The following is a 16,401-nucleotide window of genomic DNA, read 5'->3' on the forward strand; positions in this document are numbered from 1 at the left end:
GGCCCGGCGCGACTCAGTGGATGTCGTGCGTCTGCAACCACAGCTCCAGGAGGCCGAGCTGCCACAGCTTGTTACTGCCGGCCGCCGCCTCGGCCCGGTCCGGCTCGGCGAGCAGGCGTGCCACGTACTCCGGTCGGAACAGCCCTCGCTTGCGCGCGGCGGGCGCCTGCAACGCCTCGGCGACCAGCTCCCGCACCGGGCCGTCCACGTTGCGCAACGCCGGCACGGGGAAGTAGCCCTTGCGACGGTCGATCACCTCGGCGGGCAGCACCTGCCGGGCGACCTCCTTCAGCACGCCCTTACCGCCCTGCGCGACCTTGTGCTCCGGTGGGCAGTGCGCGGCCAGGGTGACCAGGTCCTGGTCGAGGAAGGGGGTGCGGACCTCCAGGCCCCACGCCATGCTCATGCTGTCCACCCGCTTGACCGGGTCGTCGGGGAGCATCAGGTGGGTGTCCAGGCGCAGCACGGCGTCCAGCGCGGTCTGCGCGCCCGGCGCGGCGAGGTGCCCGGCGAGCAGTTCCCGGCTGGCGTCGTGCTCCAGCGCGTACTCCGGGGCGACGAGGTCGCGCAACTCGTCGTGGTCGCGGTCGAAGAACGCGGCGGCGAACGTCTCGGCGGCGCTGTGCCGGGGCACCTCGGTGAGCGGCTGGTGGTAGCCGTAACCGGCGAACACCTCGTCGGCGCCCTGCCCGGACTGCGCCACCTTCACGTGCCGCGCCACCTGCTCGGACAGCAGGTGGAAGGCGACCACGTCGTGACTGCCCATCGGCTCGGTCATCGCCAGCACGGCCCGGCGTACGGCGGGCACCAGGTCGTCGTCGGCCAGCCGGATCCGGTGGTGGTCGGTGTCGAACGCCTGGGCCACCAGGTCGGAGTAGTGGAACTCGTCGCCGGACTCGCCGTCGCGGCTGTCGAAGCCGATGCTGAACGTCCGCAGGTGCTGCTGCCCGGCCTCGGCGAGGAGCGCCACGATGAGGCTGGAGTCCAGACCACCGGAGAGCAGCACGCCGACCGGCACGTCGGCGACCAGCCGTCGGCGTACCGCCGCGCGCAGCGCGTCCCCGACGGCGGCCCGCCAGTCGGCGGCGTCCATCCCCGCGTCGGCGGGCTCCCGCACGTAGTCGGGCCGCCAGTAGACCTCCTCGCGGCTGCGCCCGTCCGCCTCGATCACCCGCAGGGTGGCCGGCGGGAGCTTGCGCACGCCGCGTAGCACCGTCCGGGGCGCGGGCACGATGGAGTGCCAGGACAGGTAGTGGTGCAGGGCCACCGCGTCGATGCCGGTGTCGACGTCGCCGGCGGCCAGCAGCGCGGGTAGGGTGGAGGCGAACCGGAGCCGCCCGGGCGTCTCGGCGAGGTAGAGCGGTTTGATGCCGAGCCGGTCGCGGGCCAGGATCAGCCGCTGCCGGGCCCGGTCCACCAGGCCGATCGCGAACATGCCGACCAGGTGGTCGACGAAACGCTCGCCCCAGTGTGCGTACGCCACCAGGATCACCTCGGTGTCGCTGGTGGACCCGAAGGCGTACCCGGCGTTCTGCAACTCCTCGCGCAGCTCGGGATAGTTGTAGACGCAGCCGTTGAAGACCAGCGCGAGGCCGAGGTCGTCGCGGACCATCGGCTGCCCGCCCGCGTGGGACAGGTCGATGATGGTCAGTCGGCGGTGCCCGAGGGTCACCCAGCCGTCGGCGAACAGGCCCTCGGCGTCCGGGCCACGGGAGCGCATCGCCTCGGTCATCCGGGTCACCGCCGCCGCGTCGGGCGAGCGGCCGTCGAACCGGGCCTCCCCGCTGATCCCGCACATCAGGTGGGACGGTGCTGGTTCAGGGCGGACATGGCCCCTCCTGTCAGGTCTCCCCGACTGGTGGTGGCGGGGCCCGCGGTGGAAACGGGGCCGCTGGCTACCCGGGCGCGCGGGGGACAAACCCCGAGGGCTTGACGCCGTCTCAGTCGAGCAGGGTGCGCAGGATGCGGGCCAACTCGGCCCGATCGGTGTCGTCGAGGTGGCCGAAGAAGCGGTCCGCCTCGGCCCGGCGGGCGGCCCGGATGGCGGTGCCGACCCGGTTGCCCTCCTCGGTCAGGGCGACGAGGGTGGCGCGCCGGTCGGCCGGGTCTCCTCGGCGCTCGACGAGCCCACGGGTCTGCAGGTCGTCGACGACCTCGGTCGCCGAGCGGGGCGCGATGCGCAGGTGCTCGGCGAGGGTGCCGGGGCGTACCTCGCCGTAGCGGCTGAGGACACCGAGCGCCCGGGACTGGCTGGGGGTGACGTCCCAGGGCGCCAACGACTCGCGCGTCTGTCGCCGCAAGCGGGACGCCACCGCCCAGAACGTCTCGGCCAGGCTGTCGTCGTCGGCGGTGTGCTCGGTCACCGGAATACGGTAGCAGCAGATGTGGTTGTTCCCTCATGTTGAGGTAACCTCAGTAATGTCTCCGACCGAAGGGCAGTGCTCCTTGGAACCCACCCCCATGGGCCGCGACCGCGGCCACCGCACCGTCAGCGCCGACGAGAAGGCGCAGGCCCGCCAGGTGTCGCTGCGTCGCATCGGCCGCCTGTTCACCAACCGCCGGCCCGCGCTCGCCGCCGTCACCGCGATCATCGTGCTCTCCTCGATCATCGCGATGGCCAGCCCGTTCCTGCTGCGTGCCGTCATCGACCGGGCGCTGCCGCAGGGCGACGTGACCCTGCTGGTCTGGCTGGTCCTCGGCATGGTCGCCGTCGCCGCGGTGACCTCCGCCCTCGGCGTCGTGCAGACCTGGATCTCCACCCAGGTCGGCCAGCAGGTCATGCATCGGCTGCGCACCGACGTCTTCAGCCACCTCCAGCGCCAGTCGCTGGGCTTCTTCACCCGCACCCGCACCGGCGAGGTGCAGTCCCGGATCACCAACGACATCGGCGGCATGCAGTCGGTGGTCACCTCCACCGCCACCGCCGTCGCGGCCAACCTCACCACAGTGGTCGCCACCGCGGTCGCCATGGTCGCCCTCTCCTGGCAGCTCTCCCTCGTCTCGCTCGTGGTGCTGCCGCCCGCCGTCTGGCTGACCCGCCGGGTCGCCCGGATGCGCCGGGAGATCACCGCCCAGCGGCAACGCGAACTCGCCGACCTCAACGTCACCGTCGAGGAAGGGCTCTCGGTCAGCGGTGTGCAGTTGGCCAAGACCCTCGGCACCGGCCCGGCCCTCATCGAGCGGTTCAGCGCCTCCTCGGCCCGGCTGGTCGACCTGGAGCTGCGCAGCGAACTGGCCGGCCGCTGGCGGATGGCCTCGATGAGCATCATCTTCGCCGCCGTACCGGCGGTCATCTACCTCGCCGCCGGGCTGCCCGGCACCGCCGGGACGCTCAGCATCGGCACCCTGGTCGCCTTCACGGCCCTGCAGGGTGGCCTGTTCCGGCCGCTGATGGGCCTGCTCAACGTGGGCGTCTCACTCACCGCGTCGCTGGCGCTGTTCGCCCGGATCTTCGAGTACCTGGACCTGCCGGTCGATGTGGCCGACCCCGCCGAGCCGGTCCGCCTCGACCCCGCCCGGGTGCGCGGTCATCTGCGCCTGGAGGACGTCACCTTCGGCTACCCGGGCAGCGACACCGCAGCCCTCGCCGGGATCAGCCTGGACGTGCCCGCCGGCACCAGCCTCGCCCTGGTCGGCGAGACCGGGTCCGGCAAGAGCACCCTCGCCGGGCTGGTCAGCCGGCTGCACGACCCGACCGCCGGTCGGATCACCGTCGACGGCGTCGACCTGCGGGACCTGCGCCTGGCCGACCTGGCCGCGATCGTCGGCGTGGTCAGCCAGGAGACGTACCTGCTGCACACCACGGTGCGGGAGAACCTGCGTTACGCCCGGCCGGACGCCACCGACGCGGAGATCGAGGACGCCGCCCGCGCGGCCCAGATCCACGACCTGATCGCCGGGCTGCCCGACGGGTACGACACGACGGTCGGCTCCCGCGGTCACCGCTTCTCCGGCGGCGAGAAGCAGCGGCTCGCCATCGCCCGCACGTTGCTGCGCGACCCGCGCATCCTGGTCCTCGACGAGGCCACCAGCGCACTGGACACCGAGACTGAACGGGCCGTGCAACGCGCGTTCGACGTGCTGGCCGAGGGCCGCACCACGATCACCATCGCCCACCGGCTCTCCACCGTCCGCGACGCCGACCAGATCGCGGTGCTCGACCACGGCCGCATCGTCGAGGCCGGCACCCACGACAGCCTGCTGGACCGCAACGGCCGCTACGCCACACTGGCGGCCTGAGCTTCTCCCTCACAACCGTCTCGAAATCGTCGCTAAAACTGTCTCATTATTCCGCGTCGAGGTGTCGGTAGACGGTGGCGCGCGAGACACCCAACGTTGCGGCGATGGCGTCCACCGAGTGGGTGCCCGCCGCGTGCATCCGCCGGGCCGTCTCCACCTGCTCCCGACCCAGCGCCCGCGGTCGTCCCGGCCGTCGTCGGCTCCCGCTCGTCGGGGCGGCGTCCGGTGCGGTGCCGCGCGCCGGCGCCGGGCCCGCCGTGGTCCCGTCCCGCTCGGGTACGGCGGCGGTCGGCGTCAGCAGTCGGCGTACGCCGTCGAGCATGTCGGCGCGCAGCACCTCGTCGGACACGTCGACGAAGAAGACGATCGGATCGCTGCACGCCGCGACCGCCTGGGTCGCCAGCACCCGCTCCCGCCGTCCGGCGTCCGGCCCGGCGATGAGGTCGTTGGCCCGCATCGCGACCTCCATCAGGCGGTGGTACGTGTCGCCGCGGCCGATCAGCGCGATGTCGTGGAAGAGCATGCCGAGGGGGCGGCGGTGGGCGAGCATGACGTCCACCCAACCCTCCAGCACCGTCCACCGCGCCTGCTCGGTGGGCTGCGTCCGCGCGGTGTCGAGCAACGCCTCCAGATCGGTCAACAACGGCTCGACCAGCGCGGCGAGCAGGTGTTCCTTGGCCGGGAAGTGGTACAGGATCGCGGCCTTGGTCAGCCGTAACCGCTCGCCGATCTGCCGCAGCGAGGTGCGTTGGTAACCGTGCTCGGCGAACAGGTCGAGCGCGGCGCGCAGGATCCGGGTGCGGGTGTCGTCCGCGGGATCGGCGGTCATGCCGGCAAGACTAGCCGCGCCCTGACCGGTGGCCGCCATCACCGTTGATATGCCTGACCTTCGGTCAGTACAGTGGGGTTGGTCGACGCATCCACCGCAGGAGGGGCCATGCCCGTCATCTCGATCGACAACCTGGTCAAGACGTTCGGCGCCATCCGGGCGCTCGACGGGCTCGACCTGCGGGTCGAGCAGGGGGAGGTGCACGGCTTCCTCGGGCCCAACGGCTCCGGCAAGTCCACCACCATCCGCATCCTGCTCGGGCTGCTCCGCCGTGACTCCGGCGACGCCCAGGTGCTCGGCGCCGACCCGTGGCGCGACGCGGTCCGCCTGCACCGCCGACTGGCGTACGTGCCGGGCGACGTCAGCCTCTGGCCCAACCTCACCGGCGGAGAGGCCATCGACCTGTTCGGTCGGCTGCGCGGCGGCCTCGACCGGCGTCGCCGCGACGAGCTGTTGCAGCGCTTCGACCTGGACCCGACCCGCCGCTGCCGCACGTACTCCAAGGGCAACCGGCAGAAGGTCGCCATCGTCGCCGCCTTCGCCTCGGCGGTGGAGCTGTACGTGCTCGACGAGCCCACCTCCGGCCTCGACCCGCTGATGGAGGCGGTGTTCCAGGACGAGGTCCGGCGACTCAAGCAGGATGGCGCGACGGTGCTGCTCTCCAGCCATGTGCTCGCCGAGGTCGAGGCCCTCTGCGACCGGGTCAGCATCATCCGCGAGGGCCGCACCGTCGAGTCCGGCACCCTCGCCGAGCTGCGCCACCTCACCCGCACGGCGGTCACCGTCGAGACCGCCCGTCCGCTCACCGGTCTGGACGCGCTGCCCGGTGTGCACGACGTGCACGAGGTCGACGGGCGTACCCACCTGGAGGTGGAGCCGGCCCACCTCGACGAGCTGCTCGGTCAGCTCGTCCGCTCCGGCGTGCGTGCCCTGACCAGCACCCCGCCCACCCTGGAGCAGCTCTTCCTGCGCCACTACGGCGACGACCCCGGCGCGTCGGCCGTCGGTGGCTCTGCCGGTGGTGGCTCGGCTGCCGGTGGCTCTGCCGGTGGTGGCTCGGCTGCCGGTGGCTCGCCCGGTGGTGGCTCCGCCAGTGGTGGCTCCGCTGGTGATGGCTCGGCCGGTGATGCTCCGGCCCCCGGTGCTTCGGACGCCGACTCGTCGGCCGGCGCGCCGCAGGCCGGTGCCCGGTGAGCGCCCTCACCGGCACGGCCCTGCTGGCCCGGCTCGTGCTGCGTCGCGACCGGATCCGCCTCGCCATCTGGGTCCTCGGCACGCCGCTGCTCGGCTACGCCCTCGCCGGTAGCGTCGCCGGCATCTACCCCGACCAGGCGGCCCGCCAGGGCTACGCCACCACGTCGGCGTCCAGCCTCGTCGCCCGGGCGTTCAACGGTCCGATCGCCGGCACCGACCTCGGTGCCGTGGTGGTCGCCGAGACGTACGTGACGCTGGCCCTGATCGTCGCCCTGCTGAGCACCTTCGCGGTGACTCGGCACACCCGGCAGAACGAGGAGACCGGCCGGGCGGAGTTGCTCGGGGCCTCCGTCGTCGGCCGGTACGCGCCGCTGACCGCCGCGCTGCTCGTCATCGTCGCCGCGAACGTGTGCGCGGCGGCGCTGCTCGCCCTCGCGCTGATCGGCGCGGGTCTGCCGCTGGCCGGCTCCGTGGCGGCCGCCGCCGCGATCGGCGGCGTCGGCGTCGCCTTCACCGCGATCGCCGCGGTCACCGCCCAGCTCTCCGTCACCTCCCGGGGCGCCAACGCGCTCGCCGCCGCCACCGTCGGGCTCTCCTTCGTGCTGCGCGCCGCCGGTGACGTCCTCGGCCAACAGAGCGCCGACGGCACCCGTGTGCAGAGCGCCTGGCCCTCGTGGATCTCCCCGCTCGGCTGGGGCAACCAGGTGCGGGCCTTCGGCGGGGAACGCTGGTGGGTCCTCGCCCTGCCCGTCGCGCTGCTGCTCGCCGGAGTGGCCGTGGCGTACGCCCTCGCGGAGCGCCGCGACCAGGGCGCCGGGCTGATCGCGCCCCGACGCGGACCGGCGAACGGCGCGCCACGACTGCTCAGCCCCGCCGGGCTGGCCTGGCGCATGCAGCGCGGCACCCTGCTCGGCTGGGCGGTCGGCGTCGCCGTCCTCGGCTTCTCCATGGGCATCGCGGGCGACGAGTTCAACGCGATGATCGACCAGAACCCGGCAGCCGCCGAGGCGATCAGCGCGATGGGCGGCGGGTCCGTTCTCGTCGACGCGTACCTGGCCGCGATGCTCGGGCTCTTCGCCCTGACCATCGGGGCGTACGTGGTGCAGGCCCTCCTTCGGGTACGCGGCGACGAGGCTGACGGGGTGCTCGAAGCCGCCCTCGCCACCGCGGTCAGCCGTACCCGCTGGCTCGGCACCCAGGTGCTCGCCGCGACCCTCGGCGCTGTCGCGCTGCTGCTGCTCGCCGGCCTGACCACCGGCCTCGGCTACGGGCTGGTCACCGGCGACCCGCTCGGCGAGGCGCTCGAGCTGGGAGGTGCCGCGCTGCTGCGGCTGCCCGCCCTGCTCGTCGTGGCCGGGGTGGTGACCACAGTGTTCGGACTCCTGCCCCGCTGGTCGGTCGTGCTGTCCTGGACGATCTTGCTGGTCTTCCTGCTGCTCGGGCAACTCGGTGCGGTGCTGAAGCTGCCCCAGGCCGCGCTCGACCTCTCGCCGTACACCCATGTGCCGTCCGTGCCCGCCGTCGACCCGGCGGCGCTGCCCCTGGTGGTGCTGACGGCGGTCGCCGCGGCGCTCCTCGCCGTCGGAGTGACGGCCTTCCGCGCGCGTGACGTGCCGAGCTGACGCGCTGTCGCGAGGTGCTTCCCATGATCGTTGGCAGTAGAGCAGATCGACACCGACTTCTGTACTGCTGAGTTGTCAACGATCACCTCGGCTAACATGCGACGGGGCGCGCTCATCGAGCCGCCACCCGTGGTCGTGCGACGAGGGCTGAAGGTCACCCGGCTTGAGCAGGCGCCGGGAACCCGGGCCACCCGCGCAACCCGCCGGCTGCCTGCTCGTGACGGCCCACGATAAGCGGCATTCCCGGCAGGGTCTTTCGGCCACACGTAGGCGATCGACGGACGGTCTGCTCATTGCAGCAGTCCGGACTCCTACATCATTGAGCGGATGAGCAGGTGGTTGGCGTCCTCGGAGTTCCACGCGTAGGGGCGGCCCACCACTCCAGCCGCAGCTAGCTTCTCGCGACTGTCACGCGCGACGACGGGAAGGTTCTCGACGACCACGCGCATCAACGCCGGCGCGTCGTACAAGACGGTGGCGAGTGTGCGGTGCTGCACCAGCACAGCCCAACCGGCCTCCGCGTCGTGGAGAAAGTGCGGGAAGGTTGGATTGTCGCGAGTGATGTCGTTGCAGACGCTGAGGATGGGAAGGGGGTCTCGGGGGACATCCTGGAGGACGCCCGAGGTCAGGTTCAGGACGGATTCACTGCCGCCGCCGGAAATCGAGATGACGACGTAATCCGTCGGCCCGTAGGGGACTGCGACGCCGACTCCCATCACAAAGGGGCCGAGCTCGACGTACTCCAAGCCGATGTTGGTGAGGGCGTTTTTGGTCTGCTCGAGTTGTCGACGTGCCAGCTGCAGCAGATCCATCAGAAGTCCCTTCGCCGAGTGCGCTCGATCGACGGCGTCATGGGTGGTCGAGGAGCCGTTGTGCCGCAGATCTGACCTCAGCGGTAATCGCGGCGCCCGCCTCGAGGACATCAATCGCGCACTTCATCTGCACCTGACGGATCGATACGGACCCGCTCGCGTTGCTGACGACCGTCTGGTTCGGGAAGGTGCCGGGTAGAGTCAGCACCGCAATCGAGTAGACCTCGTCGGTGACAAGAGCCGGAGGTGCTCCCAGCATCATGTCGATCGTGTCGCCAAGCTGGATCTTGTGGCGCAGTTGGGTGTCCCAGATGTTGACGAAGAGGGCGACTGCGGCGATCAGTGAGACGTCTCCTGCCGCCCGAGCCTCCCGGCATACTGCGGCGAGCCAGTGCCATGGTCGATCGATTCCGCTGTCGCCGGTCTCGAAGGCGTTTCTCATGGACGCCTCGACATCAGCTGGACCGCCGCCGGCGCGCGAAACCGCCAGTGCCGTGACTCGCATCATCGCGTCGTTTCCGACCACCGCGAGGAAATCCTGAACGACCTGACGGGCGTCGTCGAGATCATCCCGCGTCACGGTCGGCGGCTGCGGTGGTAGCTTCCGGCTCTGCTTCTCTTTTTTGCTGAACAGTCCCATGTAATCCTCCCCGGCTGACCATGTTAGAGCGGGTTCCGCAGACGATGGCACCGATATCTCGGCGTTCGTGCTTGCTTATTCTCGCCACCTAGCGGACGACGCCTATCGTCAGAACGGTCGAGGTAATGTGACCTACGGGCACCTGCCAGATCAGAGAGTTCGCCACGGGCCTCATATCGCACGGCCTTTGACAATAATCAGACAGTTATTCTGCTTGCCGTTATCGGCAAGAAGTGATTGCTGCGCACCCGACAGGACGGCCTACGGGGTCGGCTGGGCAGGAATCGGGGGTGTGGTCGGCGGGTCTGACGGGTGGTCGCCGTGGCGGCGGAGGAGGTCGGTGATCCAGCGGGCGGCGTCCCGTTGCGCCGTGAGCAGCTGGTCGCGGGCGTCGGCCACGTCCTGGTCGTCGGCGTCGTCGCTGAGGATGGTCGCCCACTGGCGGCTCAGGTGTTCGGCGTACCGGGCTTTGCGGAGTTGCTCCTCGAACTGGTATTCGAGTTCCACCATCCGGTCGACGTGCGGCTGGAGCGCCGGCATGATCCGCTCGTCGAGGCGGACGGCGGCGTCGGGGCGGCAGGTGATGACGATGTCGCCCCGCTGGTAGTGCCACCGGGGGTCTTCGGCCAGCGCCTGCTGCAACGCCACTTCCAGGTCAGCGGCCCGGTGTGGGGGCAGGTCCCGGGCGGCGTCGGCGGCGAGGCGGGTCAGCCGCTGGATCGCGTTGGGTTGGAAGTACTGCACGTACCAGCTCAGCACCTCCGCCCGCATGGTCGCCGGTGACGACCAGGCGAAGGTGGCGCGGACGTAGAACGAGTACACGTAGCCCTTGGCGGGCACGGCGATCAGTCGGGGCGCGTCGCGCTGCTCGATGAGGGGGCCGGACGGTGCCGGTGCGGCGGCGGGTCCGACGGGTGCCTCGTCCTGGAGCGCGGCGACAAGTCGATCCCAGCTCCGCGCCCACCACCGCCAACCGCGGACGCTGCCGTCGCGGGCGACGACCAGTGCGCGAGTGCCTCGGCGCCGCCACTGAGCAGGGGGCCTCGGTCTGCCGTCGGGGGCGTCCGTCATGGCACCCCTCCACGGCCTCGGATCCGCGTCCCACGCTAACAACCAATGCCCGATATGCCCGTAGCCACGCCGTCGGCGGGCCGGGCCGGGAGCGCCGTCGACGACGAAGCCGGTACGACACCACGCCGTCGTCTGGTGATCGTCGGGGCGTCGCGTGCCGGTCAGCCCGGAACGACATCCTGCCCGGGTGCGCACACTGCCGACCGTCGTCGCGTACCGGCTGCTCGGGGGCGTCGGTGCCACGCTGCTGTCCGGCGCCGGCCTGGCCGCCGGGGCGCTGCCCGTCGGCGCGCACCCGGCCTGGTGGAGCGCGCTGCGGCAGCTCGCGGGGCCGGGGCTGCTCTGCGGGTACGCCGGCCTGACCCTCCTCGTCGCCGCCTGGTGGTGGGCGGGGCGGCACCGGCACGCACCCGACGAGGTCGTCGATCGCCGGTCTGCCGCGCTCACCCTGGCCTGCTGGGCGGGACCGCTGCTGGTGGCGCCGCCGCTGTTCAGCCGGGACGCGTACAGCTATCTGGCGCAGGGCGCGATGGTCCTCGCCGACATCGACGTGTACCGGCACGGCGTGGCCCGGTTGGGCGGCGCGTTGGCGGTGGAGGTGCCGCAGATGTGGCAGCAGACCCCCGCGCCGTACGGGCCGGTGTTCCTCGCGGTGGCGGCCGCGATCAGTGGTGTGACGGGCGGTGAGCTGGTGCTGGGTGTGCTCGGCCTGCGCCTGGTCGCGGTGGCCGGGGTGGCGCTGCTGGTGGCGTACCTGCCCCGGCTGGCCCGGCACTGTGGCGTCGACCCGTCGGCTGCGCTCTGGCTGGGCGTGCTCAACCCTCTCGTACCGCTGCATCTCATCGCCGGGGCGCACAACGAGGCGGTGATGCTGGGGTTGCTGGTGGCCGGGCTCAGCCTCGCCTTCGAGCACCGCTACGGCGCGGCGACCGTGCTGGTCACCCTCGCCGCGCTGGTCAAGGTGCCGGCAGTGGTCGCGCTGCTGGTGGTCGTGTCGCTCGCCGCGCGGCACCGCGGGCTTCCGACCTCGGTGGCGCGCACGGCCGGGGTCGCGGTGGGCACCGCCGCCGCTGTCACCTGGGCCACCGGCATCGGGTACGGGTGGGTCGGCGCGCTCGGCACTCCGGTGTACCGGCACAGCTGGTCGGTGTCCAGCGCGCTCGGTCGGGTGGCGGTGCGGGCGGCCGGACGGTCCGGTCTGCACCTGGGCGACGCCCCGATGCGGTTTTGCCTGGCGCTGGGGGTGGTCGCCGCACTGGCGGTGGCGGTCGCCGCGTGGTGGCATCGGCGGCGACTCGGCCCGGCGTACGCGCTGGGGCTGGTGCTGCTGGCGGCGGCGCTGCTCGGCCCGGCTACCCGGCCCTGGTACGCGCTCTGGGGTCTGGTCCTGGTCGCGGCGGCGGCGCACGGGCGGGCCCGGCCGGTGGCGGCGTCGGGGGCGGTGGTGCTCGCGTTCGTGGCGCTGCCCAGTGGATTCGGACCGGACGCGGGGCAGGCGATGCTGGCCGCCGCCGGGGTGCTGGTCGGGCTGCTCGCGGTCGGTTCACTGCGCCTGCTGGTGCCACCGGTCGCCCTGCGGGTGGCGCGATGAGTGTCAACCGGCGTCGGGCGGCCACGGTGGCGGGGCTGGCCGCCGTCCTCACTGTGGTGATCGCGGTGCTCCCCGGTCACCGGGGATGGTTCGACGTCGGCGTCTACCACGGCGCGGTCGGGCACTGGGCGCGCGGCGGTGACCTGTACGAGTGGACCACCGGCAACGGTTACGGCTTCACCTACCCGCCGTTCGCCGCCGCGACCATGCTGCCGATGGCCGCGCTGGCCTGGTACCCGACGATCGTGGCGAACCTGCTGCTCACCGCCCTGGCCGTCGCGTTCCTGCTGCACCTGCTCGTGGACCCGTTGGCGCGGCGGCACGGGTGGAGCCGCTGGTACGCGCTCGCGCTGTCGTGCTGCCTGCTGGCCGGTCTGAACCAGGTGCGGGACACGGTCAGCTTCGGGCAGGTCAACCTGGTGCTGGTGGCGCTGGTCTACCTGGACCTGTGGTTGGTGGAGCGGGGCAGTCGGCTGGCCGGCGTCGGGACCGGGCTGGCCGCCGCGGTCAAGCTCACCCCGGCGGTCTACATCGGTTATCTGCTGGTCACCGGGCGCTGGCGGGCCGCCACCACGGCCATCGGCACCGTCGTCGCCGCCACCACCGTCACGGCGGCGCTCGCGCCCGACGCCACCCGCACGTTCTTCACCGAGGCGCTGTGGGACACCGACCGGGTGGGCCGGTTGGCGTACGTGTCGAACCAGTCCCTGCTCGGCGTGGTCGCCCGGCTCGACCCGACGCACCCGGAACGGCGGCTGTGGGTGGCGCTGGTCGCCGTCGTGCTGGTGGTGTGGGCGACGCGGGCACGCCGCGCGGTGCGCGTCGGCGACGAACGGGCCGGCTTCGCCTTGACCGGTGTCGTCGCGTGCCTGGTCAGCCCGGTCACCTGGGTCCACCACCTGGTGTGGCTGGTGCCGGGGTTGGTGGTGCTCGCGGCGTCCACGCTGCCGTGGCCGCCGGCCGACCCGAGCGCCCGCCGTCGGGCACGTGCGGGCGTCGCCGGGTACGTCGTGCTCTGTAGCGGGCTGGTCTGGGTCTTCGCCAACGGGTCGACCGGGCCGCTGGGGTTCCTCGGCGCCAACGCGTACGTCTGGGTCAGCATCGGGATGCTCGTGCTCCTTCCGGTCGGACGTGCCGACCCGGGGAAGGATCATCCTCGGTCGACCGAGCATTGCGGAGCAGTTGAGGTGCCCTGCCGCTCACAGTGCTCGGCGACCTCGCCGCCGCGCGCTGAGTCGCTGCCGGCTGCAGGGGTCCGCGACGACTCACGGTGAGTGACGGAGTCCGGCGGCGGATGGTCCGATAGGCGATATGACTCAGAGGTATGAATATGACTCTGAGGTATATCGCTCGGTAGTAACTCCGCCCGCCTCGGCATCGCCTGTGTGGGTGCTCAGTTCCCGACAGTCGGGGCGGTACGCGGGGCCGGTGACGGTGGTGGTGACGGTCGGGTGACGGGCTCTTCGCGATCCTCGTGCCGAGCCGGGCACTGTGCCTCGGCGCGGGTAGCGGGGAGGCCGTGCGGTGGACTTCGTCGACGGGGTGCTGGTGCGGTTGGCCGACCCGGGCACCCGCGCGTCGCTCTTCGACGACGCGTCGCTGGCGCACCTGGTCGAGGCCGCGTACGACACCGAGGCGATGCCTGTCGCGCCGCCGTACGCGGCGGTCTTCGACGAGCTGACCCTCGGCTTCGCCGCCGCCCCCGTCACCGTGGCCGAGGGGGAGTGGCTGGGCTCCGGCGGGACCACCCGCACCGAACTGCGCGTACGCCTGCACGGCCTGGGCGGCTCGGCGCTGCGCATCGACGCGTTGTGGCGGGGCAGTCTGGTGGTGCGCACCAGCGCTGCCCGGGACCGGGTCGAGGACCTCGACGTGGCGGTGCCCGCGTTCGACGTGGACCCGCAGATCATCGCCGACCTGGGTGCGTTGCCGACCGATCCGGCGCAGTTGGAGGCCGAGCGCCGCACGCGGCTGGTGACCCGGCTGCGAGCCGGGCTGCACCAACCGGCCGCGTTCACCGACGCGCACCTGGACCGGCTGCTCGCGGGGGTCGGCGCCACGAACGCCGGTGACCTGGTGACACGGATGCGCGGGCAGGCCGCCGGTGCCACCGTGAAGCTGCGTTACGCCGCGCCGTCGGCCGCCCCACCCACCCCGCGCCCACTGCCGTTCGCCGCCGCCGTGCTGGTCCGCGACAAGGGTTTCTCCCTGGCCGACCTGCTCGTCGAAACCCGCCTGGTGCGGGCCCGCGCCGAGGAGTCGGGGCTGGACGTGCCCGCGCCGGACGACGTCCGACGGCGGCACCGGGTGGTCGCCGTCTGGGTGGTCCCCATCGAGACGTTCGACGACGACGGGTGGCCCGGCGGCGACACCGGCACCGACGCACAGAAGCGGGCCGCCCGGTTCGCGAGGGCCGGCCAGTGGCTCTCCCGCAGCGGCATCGGGCTCGCCGCCGTCTCCAGCTGAGAACTCAGACCAGTAGCGACATCGTCCGGGAGGACCCGTGGCACCGACAGCAGCATTCCCGTTCATCGAGGTCCGGATCGTGCCACCACCGGCCCCGCTGGCGCAGCGCTCCCCGGGCGTCATCGCCGTGGTGGGCAAGGCGCCGTCCACTGCCGACGGCGGCTCGGCGCCGGCGAACACGCCGGTCCGGATCGAGACCCTCGACGACGCGGTCACCAACTTCGCCCGGCGGCAGGCCGGCAACGTCGTCCGCAACGCCCTCTACAACTCGCTGGAGTTGGCGTTCCTGCAGGACCCGCGCCCGTCCAAGGTGTACGGGGTCAAGGTCGCCGGTGACGACTACGCCGCCGCGCTCGGCGGTCTGGAGGCCGCCGACGACGTGACGATGGTGTCGCTGGCCAACGAGTCGAGCGTCGGCAACCCCGCCGGCACGGGCGCGCCCACCGGACTGCACGCCCTGAAGGCGCACGTGGAGACGATGTCCGCAGCCGGGCAGCGGCGGATCGGGTTCGCCATGGTCAACCCGGCCACCGACAAGAGCCCCACCTACGTCGCGGACGTCACCGCCACCGCGAACCCGCTCAAGAGCAGCACCAGCCGGATGGTGATGATCGCCGCCCGGGGCGCGGACGGCGACGCGGCCACCGCCGCGATGGCCGCCGTGGCCGGGCTGCCGGTGCACCACAGCATCGTGCTCAAGAAGATCCGCGGGGTCGCCATGCCGGTCGCCGAGCAGTACAGCCCGGCCGAGATCAAGGCCCTCTCCGAGGCCAACCTCACGCCGATCATCGATCCGACCCTGATCACCGGGGAAAGCCTGCACTTCGCCGACGGGCGACTGTTCACCTCCGACGCCAGCCTGCTGCACGTCGACCTGGTGCGCACCCTCGACCAGATCGAGTTCATGCTGCGCGCGGGCCTGATCGGCCTGGTCGGCGACGCGCGGATCACCAAGCCCGGCATGACGCTGCTGAAGACCCAGGTCGACGGCATCCTCGGCCCCCTCAAGCGGCAGGCGGTGATCGACGACTACACCATCGAGATCCCGGTGCTGGACATCCTCACCATCCCCGAGGTCGCGCGCACCGCCACCGACACCTCGATCGTCACCGCCGCCCGGGCCGACCGCACCGTCGACCTGGTCGTCACCGTCACCTACGGCCCGGCCGTGAGCCGCCTGCTGGTCACGCTCGTGGCCAAGTTCTGACCCGGAGGAACCAGACCATGGAGTGGAAGACCCGCCTCGCGGTGCAGTACACCAAGGGCACCGAGACGGTGCTGATCAGCCCCATCGACTCGTTCAGCCCGTCCTTCTCGCTCAACGTCGAGGCGTTGCACTCGTGCGAGGTGACCCATATGGGTGTCATCCACGCGCCGGTGTCGATGAACTTCACGATGACCGTCAAGGCGATCGGGGACGTCGCCGGCCGGCTCACCAAGCTGGCCCTCGACGGGGAGTTGTTCGACATCGCGCTGCTGGAGCACACCGGCGACGACTGGGCGTTCTCGTCCTTCGTCCTGCGGGATTGCCTGATCACCAGCGCCACCCCGACCACCGCCACCATCTCCGGCGCTCCGGCGGCGACCTTCAGCGGCTTCAGCCTGGCCGCCTCGGTCGACCCGAAGACCGGCGACCCGTCCGTCCTGCCGTAACCCCACCACGATCAACCGGAGGTAACGAATGACGACCGGTGCCGGCCGTGCCGCCCGGGTCACCCGTACCGGGCTGGCCCTGGTGCACGCGGGCGAGTTGGTGCTGCCGGCGGCCGGTAGCGAGGCCGAGGCCGAGCAGGTCGCCGAGGACGACCGCGCGGTCATCGCGTACCACTTCCCGGTGGAGATCGAGGTGGTCGCCGCCGGCGGCGCCCTCGACGCCGACGCGCTCGCCGACCTCGCGCTGGCCCGCCTCGCCGAGCACCTGGACGGGCGGTCCTGAC

Annotated in this window: 14 protein-coding genes and 1 pseudogene; 9 read left to right on the forward strand and 6 right to left on the reverse strand. The window is 72.0% G+C overall.

From position 1 onward, the window contains the following. Window positions 1-13 precede the first annotated feature (13 nt). Both O7617_RS27690 and O7617_RS27695 read right to left on the reverse strand, forming a co-directional pair. Window positions 14-1,798, reverse strand: coding sequence for an N-acetylglutaminylglutamine amidotransferase (locus O7617_RS27690; protein ID WP_282259149.1), 1,785 nt, complete (start codon window positions 1,796-1,798; stop codon window positions 14-16). 142 nt (window positions 1,799-1,940) lie between these two features. Next, entirely contained in the window at window positions 1,941-2,363 is a 423-nt protein-coding gene (locus O7617_RS27695; RefSeq protein WP_282259151.1) for a MarR family winged helix-turn-helix transcriptional regulator, read from the reverse strand. Window positions 2,364-2,460: 97 nt separating this feature from the next. Between O7617_RS27695 and O7617_RS27700 the strand changes: the two genes are divergently transcribed. Then, entirely contained in the window at window positions 2,461-4,239 is a 1,779-nt protein-coding gene (locus O7617_RS27700; RefSeq protein WP_282264884.1) for an ABC transporter ATP-binding protein, read from the forward strand. A gap of 46 nt (window positions 4,240-4,285) precedes the next feature. Here the strand turns inward: O7617_RS27700 and O7617_RS27705 are convergent, their stop codons facing one another. Then, entirely contained in the window at window positions 4,286-5,068 is a 783-nt protein-coding gene (locus O7617_RS27705; RefSeq protein WP_282259153.1) for a TetR family transcriptional regulator, read from the reverse strand. Between the two features lie 108 nt (window positions 5,069-5,176). On the opposite strand from O7617_RS27705, the pseudogene O7617_RS27710 reads away from it, so the two are divergent. Together O7617_RS27710 and O7617_RS27715 are read left to right on the forward strand one after the other, a co-directional pair. Beyond that, window positions 5,177-6,073 (forward strand): annotated as a pseudogene (locus O7617_RS27710) (ABC transporter ATP-binding protein); the annotation flags it as partial. 185 nt (window positions 6,074-6,258) lie between these two features. Next, window positions 6,259-7,884: an anibiotic ABC transporter gene (locus O7617_RS27715; RefSeq protein WP_282259154.1), complete on the forward strand. Its 1,626-nt coding sequence runs from the start codon at window positions 6,259-6,261 to the stop codon at window positions 7,882-7,884. Between the two features lie 311 nt (window positions 7,885-8,195). On the opposite strand, the gene O7617_RS27720 is transcribed toward O7617_RS27715, so the two are convergent. From O7617_RS27720 to O7617_RS27730, 3 genes are all read right to left on the reverse strand, one after another. Then, window positions 8,196-8,696, reverse strand: coding sequence for a hypothetical protein (locus O7617_RS27720; RefSeq protein WP_282259155.1), 501 nt, complete (start codon window positions 8,694-8,696; stop codon window positions 8,196-8,198). A gap of 37 nt (window positions 8,697-8,733) precedes the next feature. Continuing rightward, window positions 8,734-9,336, reverse strand: coding sequence for a hypothetical protein (locus O7617_RS27725; protein ID WP_282259157.1), 603 nt, complete (start codon window positions 9,334-9,336; stop codon window positions 8,734-8,736). Window positions 9,337-9,597: 261 nt separating this feature from the next. Next, the gene (locus O7617_RS27730; RefSeq protein ID WP_282259159.1) at window positions 9,598-10,407 is read right to left on the reverse strand and encodes a hypothetical protein; all 810 of its coding nucleotides are present in this window, start codon (window positions 10,405-10,407) and stop codon (window positions 9,598-9,600) included. A 187-nt stretch (window positions 10,408-10,594) separates the two neighbouring features. Here O7617_RS27730 and mptB point away from each other — a divergent pair, with 187 nt between their 5' ends. The 6 genes from mptB (at window position 10,595) to O7617_RS27760 (ending at window position 16,400) form a co-directional block, all read left to right on the forward strand. Beyond that, entirely contained in the window at window positions 10,595-11,998 is a 1,404-nt protein-coding gene (gene mptB / locus O7617_RS27735; RefSeq protein WP_282259160.1) for a polyprenol phosphomannose-dependent alpha 1,6 mannosyltransferase MptB, read from the forward strand. Beyond that, entirely contained in the window at window positions 11,995-13,272 is a 1,278-nt protein-coding gene (locus tag O7617_RS27740; RefSeq protein WP_282259161.1) for a glycosyltransferase 87 family protein, read from the forward strand. Before mptB ends, O7617_RS27740 begins: the two co-directional genes overlap by 4 nt. 250 nt (window positions 13,273-13,522) lie before the next feature. After that, window positions 13,523-14,464 (forward strand): hypothetical protein, encoded by a 942-nt coding sequence (locus O7617_RS27745; protein ID WP_282259162.1) that lies wholly within the window; start codon window positions 13,523-13,525, stop codon window positions 14,462-14,464. A gap of 37 nt (window positions 14,465-14,501) precedes the next feature. After that, window positions 14,502-15,671, forward strand: coding sequence for a hypothetical protein (locus O7617_RS27750; RefSeq protein ID WP_282259164.1), 1,170 nt, complete (start codon window positions 14,502-14,504; stop codon window positions 15,669-15,671). A gap of 17 nt (window positions 15,672-15,688) precedes the next feature. Continuing rightward, window positions 15,689-16,117 (forward strand): hypothetical protein, encoded by a 429-nt coding sequence (locus O7617_RS27755; protein WP_234582446.1) that lies wholly within the window; start codon window positions 15,689-15,691, stop codon window positions 16,115-16,117. A 28-nt stretch (window positions 16,118-16,145) separates the two neighbouring features. Then, a complete protein-coding gene (locus O7617_RS27760) occupies window positions 16,146-16,400 on the forward strand; it encodes a hypothetical protein (protein ID WP_282259165.1) in 255 nt (84 codons plus the stop codon). The last annotated feature ends 1 nt before the right edge of the window (window position 16,401 follow it).

Source organism: Micromonospora sp. WMMD1155 (genome assembly GCF_029581275.1).
GTDB lineage: Bacteria > Actinomycetota > Actinomycetes > Mycobacteriales > Micromonosporaceae > Micromonospora.